Genomic DNA, 10,302 nt, shown 5'->3' on the forward strand with positions numbered 1-10,302 from the left:
ATGTTGCCTCTACTCCCGTATTTCCTCCCGGACAGGTTTGAGGCCTACTGGTGTTGCCTCGCCGACAGTGGCCGGGAATTGGCATGTAAATTCGCCCTTGTATCCGAAGAGGAAACCAAAAAGCGGGTTCCGTACCTGCGCCTGAATTGTGTATACACCGCGGCTCTCGTCGTAGCTCTCGTAGACGTCGGCTGTGCCGGTGCCTATGGCAGGAAAGTCGAATGCCACGGGCCCCTCGTAAAACCGCTGCCCGCTCGTTTGCAGGTGCAAGGAACCATCAGGGAGAACTTCCAGAAGTAGGTCCGTGGCAAGGTGCTGGTGGGTGCCAAGGTAATCCACAATGGCGCCGCGTTTCATGCTGTGCACCATGGTCGCGTCGAAGCGGCGTTTCTTGGCGCCCGGCATTTTCAGTGTCCTGATAAAAGTGACGGTAGGGCGCCCAAATCCGTCAATGTAGGGATAATTCTCGATCGTGAACGGGATGTTGGTTCCATGGTCCGGAAAGAGGATGTTGCGGAAGGCACCAAAACGTAGAAAAGGCGCCGTCCACCAAGCTCCACGGCGGACCTCGGAAAAGACGCCTGTCCCCACGCAGGCATAGCCGGACTCCACATCAACACCGAAGCGTTTCTGCATCATAGGATGCAGGCGATGAAAGTCTTCTCCCAGTTCAATTTCAAAAATCGAGGGCATACCTATTTCTTCTCCTTCGGTTGCTTGTTAGCAATTCCTGCATGGTCGGGCTCTCGTAGGCCTGCGAGTGTCGAGGGGGCACGTCCTGACCGTTCATCCGGTGCGTTGCGTAGGCATCGCCCGGCTCGTGGGACTGACCAATGAGGCTCGGCGAAGCATGCGATCGCGACTGCTGCACCACTCAATGCTGCCATCGCTGTGCTGCGCTTAGACAGTGCCCGGCGAAAGAGCCCAACTGCCACTAGTACGCCGCCTGTCCTTGCTCCGGCGTCCAGGAACCAGCGGTTCCGAGAGATTTGGGGTTCCAGATCCGATTCGGCCCACAAGCGAAGGCGGTCAAAACTTAGTGCCGTGGCCCAGCCAAGCGCCGGGCGGATGATCGAGCTGTCGAATGCCTTCCCCACCAGCCCCATGCCCGGCTCATAGTTGTACCCAGTGATGAACCGGAGCCCGTCCTCCGTGGGGATATACCTCCAGTATCCCGCCCCTGGGCCAATGGGCGAGAGAGGGTCCGCCGTATCAAATTTGAGTACCGAAGTTGCTTGGCCATCCGCTCGTTGGCGGTGTCCCAACGAGGTCCCTGTTCCCCTAATAGTGTGCAGAGGAAGGAGAAATTCATAGCAAAAACGGACCTGGCACTGCTCGTCTTCCCCGATAGGAACAATACGCGAGAACCGTAGATCCCAGCGGGGGTGCGCCTGCGGATCCTGACTCAGCTCCCACACCCGGTCCAAAGAGGCATTAATGCGAATCTCAATGTATAGCGGCTTGCGAGCAGATACGCTTCGCCCCAATCTATTCCCCATCAGATCATCCTAAACCTGGGCCAGGAATGTCCTTTGCCGGTCCGACACCGCTGAGTTGTATCGTCCCAGGTAGCGGTGACGAGGAGCTAGATACGGCTGTCCGCATGGGAACCTTCAGCGGTACGTTTCGAGTGGACAATAGGTGTAGAGGTCATAGCTGAGTGCTTGGGACTATGACTTTGCCGCTGTTTGCCGGCAAAGTCATGAACTCAGGGATCAATATGGACCGGGTCGTTCCGCCTCACCGAGGCCTTGCCGCGGAGGGCGTAACCCTGCTGAGATGGATACCGTTGAATCACGGGTGGCTGGCGCCAACATCCCATAAGCGCGTTTCTGTTGGCCGCCTGCGGGCAGTTCGGATTGGCCGTTGGCGCGCTTGGCTGCATCATCAGGAGATGATCCAACGCTCCCTTATGCCCAGTCGGTTGACTCTCGTTCCGCTGGGAGACGAGCATCTCGAATGCGAGGTCACCCTTGACAAAAATTCCGACGTCATGAGTTACCTAGATGGCGGCTCGGAACACGCATCGGCACACCACTAGGATCCTGAGTCTGACCCGTCACACCCGCCGGAATTAGTGACATCGACAGTCAAAAGACTGCCGTCCGGTGTCCGATCCCCAAGTATCACGGAGTAAGCAATGAGGATCAGGAACGGTACCAACACAATGTCCACCAACATCCATGTCGACAGGCCCATGGTCGCGGGCACCAGAATTGACACCGCGTACACTGCTGCCGAAACAATGCAGAAGACCTTCGTGCGCGGGCACATCGGTTCTCGTTTCACCGGCCTATTGACGACCTTCTTCGGTGAGGAGCGACGATGCTGACGTCGAACTATTTGAGATTTGGATCGCTTGCTCATGATTGATCGTAACCCGCAGCCACCAACCTGGGATGCCATTGGGTGCCGGGGACCAAAGAGGGGAGCAACAGCCGCTGCACTAGAGCCATCGCAATACCCTTGGCGAGCCCTTCGCTGTGTCGAAACAGCCCAGTCCGGCCCGACGGTCTAGCGCCAGACGAGGGAACTTTGGAAAGGACTAAAGGAGGGGCTTGGTTCACCGCATCCAACGGTGCTAGCGGACGTGAAAGTGACAAGTGAACCATGCACACACATGAAAAGCCATGTACACAGAGGCCAAATTAGCATGGACATTAGGCGTTTTAGAGGTTTCCGCTTGTTCAGCTGACGTGGTCCGCAATGACATTCTCGCCGCGATTGCAGAGGTCCGCGCCGTTGCTTGATCAGAGCAAGACGAAGGGCGAAGGGCGAAGCTACAGCGCCGATTGGCTCGATGAACAGTTCATCGACGTGACAGGTGCACACCCTCTCCGTGCAGCCGCTGCCTACGCGCTGACTCTATAAGCCGGGATGGGGTCCTTCGCCGACGTCCGAACGGCTGTATTGGCTCACGCGATCGACAAACTGGCCGGCGCCCTGCGGCAAGCGTGAGCTTTGGGTATCTAGCCAATTCATCGAAGGTCTAACGCTTAGTCGCCATAGTGTCCCAACACCAACCTTCTACGGGAATTGTATTGGGCATCGTGGCTTTCATATTCTTTTGCTTCGCTGTGGAACTCATGCTGTAGCGTCGGGTGAAATCGATATTGGGGGAGAAAAATGAAACATGCGTCATTTCCATTCGTTGTGGTGGCGGGACTTGCTGCGCTTCGACTGAGCGGTTGTTCGGGGGAATCGGGGCTTAGGGCCCTGGACCGTGCAGCTACACCCGACGATGCACTGCCTTTGTTCGTCACATTGCAGGAGCAGGTGGACAGGGACAGTGCGCGCCTGCTCGCCACCAGAGACGGGGTGCGATACTTCGCACTGCAGAGCGACGACGCCAGAACCACCTGCTTGGCCGTTGTTCCGCCAGGTGTGGATCCCGAATGGCAGGTTGGTTGCGGCGACGCGAGACGAAGCGGTGAAATAGTTAATATGTCGTCATCAAAAGAACAGCCGTCAACGATTCTCTTAGGGGATGACTCCGACACCGGAAAAGATGAACCTCGCTGGACAAAGATCGCAGACAACCTTCCTATTTTGGACCCCCAGAAGATCGCTACGTGCGATGTCGTACCACGCGTAACTGGTCAGGCCACGCCCACCCTGCAGGGGGAACGCTTTGCAGGACAGATTGCAAGTTCTGGCGCCACCTATGGAGTATCGACGTGCGAAAAGGTGTGCTCGAGCTGGGGATAGTCGCGTTGTAGGCTTTGCGGAACCATGTTTCACGCAAACCGAGCTAGTTGGGGGAGCAGTTGCATACTTCAGAAATTGATCTAGAGGTACTCTCTCGAGGTTGGAGCGACTGGCTCCGCTTCGCAGAGGTTGTGCAACTATTTCGTGAAGCAGGCTCGGCGGCGCCACGAGAAGACTCAATTCTGTGGGTGCTCAGATTTTGCAGCGAAGGCGTTCTGGAAGCAGGCAACTACGATATTCAGGGGCTCAACAAGTGGCCGGAACGCGGTCGCGAATTGGAGAGCAGGATGCGTGAATGGCTCGTCCCTGACCCGCGTGATCCGTTGGGCGCAGTCATGAATCTCATGTTCGATCTCACGGCCATCGGTAGACGATTGATTCCAGACGAACTGCAATTCTGACCCCTGGTCTGGCCTGCAGGATTATTCGCGGTAGCGCGAGAATTCCCGCAGGGGAACCACTACTGGGACGCACGCTCCAGATCGCATCGGTCCCTACCAGAGGGCAGGCGATCTCTAGTCTTCTTTGGGAGAGAAGCCAAACAATTTCATCATGCGAGGAACTTGGATGATCTCGTAGTCTGGTGCCCTCAACGAAGTCTCGAACCATTTCACGAAGAATTCCAATGGCCGGCCTGCGGCTTCTGCTTCTGCCCAGGCTATGGCCTCCCTGACTTCTGAAGCGTTGGAGATTTCATACTCATCCACAGCCCAGGTATATCCGGGCTTGGGGGGCCCCGACCAAATCCGTGCCCGATATGTAGGTACGTCGGAGTCTTCTCCGACGTTGTGCTCTGGCATCCACCGAACGTCCATCCCTTCACAGTAGGGCATCTCTCGATTGACGAGAATGTATCGCGGAAGATCTATGCCATTCTCAGAAGTCGGAAGCACAAATATCAGTACTCATCTGCACGGCCTTACCGCGTCCGTAGGGCGAACTCTTACCGGGCCGGTGGGTATGGCGTGAGGCATTCCGATTTGTAGGGTGCCAGTTTTGCCCGCGATGTCATTTGCGTGAACGATCTTTCCTTGACGAGGACTATGACCACAAGGCACACGACAAGCAGTGCGGCGTAGAGCCCCTTAACGAGTGCCCCATTTCCGATGAAGATCATCACCAGGCTGAGAGCAGCTCAGAAGGCAAAGCCAATTTGCCATGCTTTCAAAATGTTCTCCTTTGGTCATATGCTCCTGTAGACACTGGATGGCCTATATGGGGAACCCTGAGCGGGACTGTCGAGTTGGGCAGACTTCTCTAAGTCGCCCAATCAAGGCGTGGGATCCGAAGTGTTATGCGGCACCGCATCATCTGGTGACTGTAAGTCTTCTTCTGCCATGCCTGCATTGCTTGCATGAGTGCGGTTCTTAGCCCGGCGATTGGTGATCATCCGCAACACAAATTGAGCCATCACTAAAACGACGGCAACAATAACCATAAGAAGAATGAGGCTTGGCCAGTGGGTGTTGGCAATCGCCTCAGATGACGGGCCTCGAACCAGTGGACGCACCCTAACTCTCTCCCGTCCGCTCCATGGCCGTCTCAGAGTCGGCGTCGCTTTGATACCTATATTCGTGACGGAGCTTCTTAATTTGCCGCTTGGCAGAGAAACCGAACAGGACCCCCAGAATAGCGGCACCGGCCGCGTAGGCCAAAAGCTCAAATGCTTGGTCACGTACTGCTAGAAAAACAAAAGCGACCGTCAAAAGCCCAAACAAAATCGGTTGAGCTGACCAAAACACTTTGCCGCGTCTCACGGCCGGATGTTCCCAGTTTTTCTCCGACATGTCGCTATCCTCACTTTAGAGATTCGACGTTTCCTTGACTCTTTTGTTCAAGCGGTGGTTTTTGATCCTAATTGCCATTACAGATGGGCCCTACCAATAGCATCGCACCCCACTACTGTTTGTCGCCAGTGGCAAAAGGTGTCTGTAAAGACATGTCCTGTATGGGTTAGAAGAATGTCCGGTAAGTCGGTTCTCTAGAGGAACGCCCGGAAGCGGAACGCTCTGCGCGACATGAGTGGCGCAACGTTCCAGTGCTTCCGGAACAATGAGCACGAACTGACAGGCGTCGCCATAGTGACTCGCCGTTTTCCTAACTGGCTATCGGTTCGGCAATCGTACTGGTGTGTTCTTCGCGCAAAATGGAATAGAGCAGTGAGTCCCGGCGAGCTCCCCTGACCAGTCGATGGGAACGAAGCCGTCCCTCCAGGGTGAATCCGCTTTTTTCCAGGACACGGATTGAGCCGATATTGCCCGGGTGACAGGTGGCGCCGATGCGCTCTAGCTGGAGCGCGTTGAAGCCAAATTCCAGTAGCAGGCTGACAGCTTCGGTGGCGTAGCCATTTCCCCAGTGAGCGCGGTGGAATGTGTACCCAAGCTCACCGTTGTGGTCATGGGGATCTATGGTCCAAACGGCCACAGATCCAATGGCATTGCCGTCCAGAACGGCAGCGAGTGAATATGCTGATCGTTCCGAGTTCAGGTGTGCTTGTGCGGCATCTTCAACGAAGGAGGTCGTCTGTTCCAAAGTATTTGGTCCCCATGTTGACCAACGGGTCACCTCAGGATCTGAGGCGTATTCGTGAACGGCTGAGATGTCCGGTGTTGTGAAGTCGCGGATGCTTAGCCGGGGCCCGCGCGGATAGGACATTGAATGACTCATCGTTCACCTGTTCAGTCGATCGTTGAGCTTCAATCCTAATGTTCTCGCCCGCAGGGATTAGTCATTGGCCGACGACTCGGCGTCGCCACACGAGAGGCTCGGCTCCCCATCGAGTCCATCCGACCGTCCCGAAAGCCGGTCCGTCACTGGGCGATTGGATCACCTAAAGCAAAGCGGCAGCGAGATCGGGAGTGCTGCCCACAAGCGGAACGCTAACCGGGACGAAGTCCTATGGATTGGTCGCCCATACCAGGGTGGGAAGTGGAGTTCCGCCCGTGCTCGTTCGGCGCCTACGTGCTTGAGTGTTTCTCGTGTGCTGCGCCCGCTATGTCCCGCAGGATAACCAAGTTGCTTTCGAGTGCTTGATCGCCGTCTTCGGTGCTGGCGATCCAGGTCTTTACCCTGCGGCCTGATTGGCGTTTTTCGATCGTGACGAAACCCGCCTCTGCCAGTCGTGTGAGGTTCTGGGAGAGGCTGGAGTCGGAGAGGTCCACTGCATCACGCAAGATGTTGAATTCACACTCATCAACGGACCTCAGGTAGCCCAGTATTGAAAAGCGCACCGGTGAATGAATGAGAGCATCTAATTCAAATCGTGCATGGGTCATTAAATGGCCTTCGAGCCTGAGCGGAATTTTGCTGCCGCGATGAAAAATGGTGCTGAGGCCACAGTGGATAACGCCAGGCCAAGTCCGAGGCTTTCAATGTTGCCACCCACTGCTCCGATGACCGCGTTGAGAACAAACCAGCAGGCAACCGATATGTTCAGGGCGTTCTTGCCTCCACGTGGCATGGCTCGCATTCTTCCCATCAACCAAACAACGATGACCATGAGGGCAAGAGTCGAGCCGAACACAAAGAGCCGCGTAGGCCAGTCCCAAGGAACAACGAGTCCGCCGGGGATTACTAGCAGACCCATTAGGACGCATACCCAAGGGAACCAGCGTGCGTCGGCGTGCGCGCGTTGCTGTGCTCGGTCGAGGGCATTGAGTGAATTGGCGGTAGCTGTTGGTTCGGTCATGAAAGTAGTTTACAGGTTATAAACAATGTGTATAGCCGTAAAACGAGAGTGTCCCGCAATCCGGTCCGGCACCGGCCGGGTGGATGGTCCAATGCAGCAACAGCTACGAGGTCAACAAAGCTGTCCGCAGGGGAAGGCTCAGCGGGACGGTTTTACTGCACAGAACATTCTTGACGCACTTAATTTATCGGCTGCAACTCGGGAGTTGCTGCCGGCGAAACTTTTTATCAGTAGGAGGCTGGGCCTGAACCCCGGAAGGTTGCGTATGCCCCAGGTGTCATTTAAGGAGGCGACTGTACTGACAGTCCAACATCGTCTGCACTATGGTTGCACGCCTTAAGTCGAACCCTCATCTGAGGCGCTACCAGTAAGTCACCCCTCTACTAGGAGTTTTTCTAGCCCGGATGGCCCAAAACGACAGACTATGTCCTTATGTCCCGTCGGCTAGCTCTTCCATCCGCAGACGCTGCTCTTCCCACTGATCGGGCGTGAGGTATGGAATGTTCGGCGCGGATGGGCGCAAACCGATGAAACCGTCCAACTGCTCGCGCACGATATCCAAGTGTCCGGCATGACGGTGAGACTCGGCGATCATATGCACCAGGAGGCGTTCCGCCGTAGTGTGCCGATGCCTTATCCACCACGGCACCACGGCCGGGGAATTCAGCTCCAATTCGTCGAGCACTGCATCGGCTGCGACGGTTGTCTCCCGATAGACCTTAACGGCATCGACCAGCGTCATGTTCGGCGGCGGGAGGAAGCCTGCCTGAGCGTCCTCGGATTCGATAATGCCCCGGATAACGGGGTTCTCAATTTCCCGTCCAAGACATGAAAAGAAATATTCGGATTCGGTGACGGCCAGGTGGAGCAGTAGGCCCATGACATGGGTGCCTGTCGGAGTCAGGGGAGTACGCGCTTGGGCATCACTCAAGCCCTCACATTTCCACAAGATTGCTTCGCGGGCATCGTTCAGATATTCACGAAGCCGTGCACCGCTGTCGCTTTTATCAATTGGCATGAGCCGAGTCTAATATTGCGCAGGTGTCATTTTCCGCAGGCGACTGCACTGAGTGTCCAAAGTCCTCTGCACTGCGATCGCCGGCCCACATGGGGCACCCGTATTCGTTCCTCTTCACTAATGGAACAGTCACATCGTCCCGCAAGAGGTATGCCCGGATAGGTATCCAGAACCGTCCCGTAAGCCGGTCCTGCACCGGCGGGTTGGATGGTCCAATGCAGCAACAGCTACGAGGTCAACAAAGCTGTTCGCAGGGGAACGTTCACTGGGTGCAGTCTTGCGAGGGAAGGTACCATCTCATCAGCCCTCAGTATTGCCGATCCGGCCTAGGAGCAGTGCCAGGGCTGCTTGCTCGTCGCCGCTGAGCGGCGACAGGATGGCTCGTTCGGTTTCGAGGTGGTCCGGCAGGGCCTTCTCGATGAGCCCCTTCCCGGTGTCGGTTAACGCAACGAGCGTGCCGCGTCCGTCATTCGGGTTGGCCTCGCGCGCCACGAGCCCGCGGGCTTCCAGCTTGTTCAATCGCTGGGCCACTGCGCTCGTGGAGATCATCGATTCCAAGGCAAGTTCAGCCGGGCTAAGTCGGTAAGGCGCGCCGCTGCGCAGCAGCGTGGCGAGCACGTCAAAAGCCGATGCATCCAGGCCGTGCCGTTCGAAGGTGCCCGCCAGGCGGGACTCGACGGTGAGTGCTGTGCGGCTCAGTCGGCCGATGACGGCCATCGGGGAGACATCAAGCCCCGGTTTTTCCCTTTGCCACTGTTCAAGGATGCGGCCCACTTGGTCTGTCATGAGCCAAGCCTATGATTAAGCTAAGCACTTAGCTAGAATAGCTAAGTGCTTAGCAATCGAAGATTCCTGATCCTGACCACCGCCCTTGCGCCAATGCTGTGGGGGACCACGTACCTGACGACCACCATGTTCCTGCCCGAGGACCGCCCGCTGCTGGCGGCGACAATGCGTGCGCTGCCTGCCGGACTGTTGCTCCTGGTGGTCTGCCGCCAATTGCCAAGTGGTGTCTGGTGGTGGAAATCCTGGGTCCTCGGAATGCTGAACATCGGAGCCTTCTTTGCGCTGCTCTTCATCGCAGCCTACCGACTTCCAGGCGGTGTCGCCGCGATCGTCGGCGGCATCCAGCCGCTCATCGTCGCACTGTTGGCCAGCCGGCTCCTGCACGAACGCCTGACGGCCCGCGTCGTGGCCGCCGGCCTTACCGGAGTGTTGGGGGTTGGGCTGATAACACTTCAAGCCCAGGCCCGCCTGGATGCCGTTGGTGTCCTGGCTGCCCTCGGCGGCACCGTGTCCATGGCCAGCGGGATCGTGCTTTCGAAGAAATGGGGGCAGCCCGCCCCACCGCTGGCCACCACCGCCTGGCAGCTCATCACCGGCGGACTGAGCCTCTTGGTGGCCATGATCATCTTCGAGGGTCTGCCCTCGACATTACTGACGCCGTCAAACATCGGCGGCTTTGCCTATCTTTCCCTTGTTGGCACCGCTTTTGCGTATGTCATGTGGTTCCGCGGTATCTCCAAGCTTCCTGCAAGCACCACGGCGTTCCTTGGGCTACTCAGCCCGGTGGTGGCCATGCTGCTTGGATGGGCGGTCGCCGGGGAGAACTTCACAGCACTGCAGATGCTGGGAATCTTCCTCGTGCTGGGGTCCATCACTTCCGCGATCATCGCCAGGAAGGTGAAGCCTCGCGTCGAATGCGAAGTGCTCGCCGAGAAGGGTTCCTAACAGCCACCGCTCAGCAGGCCGACATCGGGTGCCAGAAAAAGTTTGCCAGATAGGCGAGAGAATCGGGCTGCCCGCAAGCCGAACGCTCTACGGACGCGTTCGAAAGTAGGCGCCACATTCTGGTCCATCAGTACTCTCGCTGACATGTAAGGATGAA

12 protein-coding genes are annotated in these 10,302 nt (G+C 57.0%); 3 read left to right on the forward strand and 9 right to left on the reverse strand.

What is annotated here, in order from left to right:
• Window positions 1–9 precede the first annotated feature (9 nt).
• Window positions 10–693 carry a DUF4166 domain-containing protein gene (locus CVS27_RS19680; RefSeq protein WP_103467545.1) on the reverse strand — a complete coding sequence of 228 codons (684 nt, stop codon included), beginning with the start codon at window positions 691–693 and terminating at the stop codon, window positions 10–12.
• Between the two features lie 1,474 nt (window positions 694–2,167).
• On the opposite strand from CVS27_RS19680, the gene CVS27_RS20975 reads away from it, so the two are divergent.
• Together CVS27_RS20975 and CVS27_RS19700 are read left to right on the forward strand one after the other, a co-directional pair.
• Entirely contained in the window at window positions 2,168–2,332 is a 165-nt protein-coding gene (locus CVS27_RS20975) for a hypothetical protein (protein ID WP_165788175.1), read from the forward strand.
• A 1,423-nt stretch (window positions 2,333–3,755) separates the two neighbouring features.
• Window positions 3,756–4,109 (forward strand): hypothetical protein, encoded by a 354-nt coding sequence (locus CVS27_RS19700; RefSeq protein ID WP_165788364.1) that lies wholly within the window; start codon window positions 3,756–3,758, stop codon window positions 4,107–4,109.
• Window positions 4,110–4,223: 114 nt separating this feature from the next.
• Here CVS27_RS19700 and CVS27_RS20620 read toward each other — a convergent pair whose 3' ends face one another.
• The 8 genes from CVS27_RS20620 to CVS27_RS19735 all read right to left on the reverse strand — a co-directional run bounded on the left by CVS27_RS20620 (window position 4,224) and on the right by CVS27_RS19735 (window position 9,200).
• Complete coding sequence (locus tag CVS27_RS20620) at window positions 4,224–4,415, reverse strand: hypothetical protein (protein WP_133163001.1); 192 nt, start codon at window positions 4,413–4,415, stop codon at window positions 4,224–4,226.
• A gap of 563 nt (window positions 4,416–4,978) precedes the next feature.
• Entirely contained in the window at window positions 4,979–5,146 is a 168-nt protein-coding gene (locus CVS27_RS20980) for a hypothetical protein (protein ID WP_165788174.1), read from the reverse strand.
• 73 nt (window positions 5,147–5,219) lie between these two features.
• A complete protein-coding gene (locus tag CVS27_RS19710; protein WP_103467551.1) occupies window positions 5,220–5,495 on the reverse strand; it encodes a hypothetical protein in 276 nt (91 codons plus the stop codon).
• Between the two features lie 310 nt (window positions 5,496–5,805).
• Window positions 5,806–6,375 carry a GNAT family N-acetyltransferase gene (locus tag CVS27_RS19715; RefSeq protein ID WP_207767594.1) on the reverse strand — a complete coding sequence of 190 codons (570 nt, stop codon included), beginning with the start codon at window positions 6,373–6,375 and terminating at the stop codon, window positions 5,806–5,808.
• Between the two features lie 290 nt (window positions 6,376–6,665).
• Window positions 6,666–6,983, reverse strand: coding sequence for a transcriptional regulator (locus tag CVS27_RS19720; protein WP_103467553.1), 318 nt, complete (start codon window positions 6,981–6,983; stop codon window positions 6,666–6,668).
• The gene (locus tag CVS27_RS20625; RefSeq protein WP_133159158.1) at window positions 6,983–7,396 is read right to left on the reverse strand and encodes a hypothetical protein; all 414 of its coding nucleotides are present in this window, start codon (window positions 7,394–7,396) and stop codon (window positions 6,983–6,985) included. Before CVS27_RS20625 ends, CVS27_RS19720 begins: the two co-directional genes overlap by 1 nt.
• A 430-nt stretch (window positions 7,397–7,826) precedes the next feature.
• On the reverse strand, window positions 7,827–8,414 hold the full coding sequence (locus CVS27_RS19730) for a DinB family protein (RefSeq protein WP_103467555.1): 588 nt from the start codon (window positions 8,412–8,414) through the stop codon (window positions 7,827–7,829).
• A 300-nt stretch (window positions 8,415–8,714) separates the two neighbouring features.
• Entirely contained in the window at window positions 8,715–9,200 is a 486-nt protein-coding gene (locus CVS27_RS19735) for a MarR family winged helix-turn-helix transcriptional regulator (protein WP_103467556.1), read from the reverse strand.
• 45 nt (window positions 9,201–9,245) lie between these two features.
• Here CVS27_RS19735 and CVS27_RS19740 point away from each other — a divergent pair, with 45 nt between their 5' ends.
• A complete protein-coding gene (locus CVS27_RS19740) occupies window positions 9,246–10,145 on the forward strand; it encodes an EamA family transporter (RefSeq protein ID WP_103467557.1) in 900 nt (299 codons plus the stop codon).
• Window positions 10,146–10,302 lie beyond the last annotated feature (157 nt).

Origin of the sequence: Arthrobacter glacialis (genome assembly GCF_002909445.1) — a bacterium.
GTDB classification, from domain to species: domain Bacteria; phylum Actinomycetota; class Actinomycetes; order Actinomycetales; family Micrococcaceae; genus Specibacter; species Specibacter glacialis.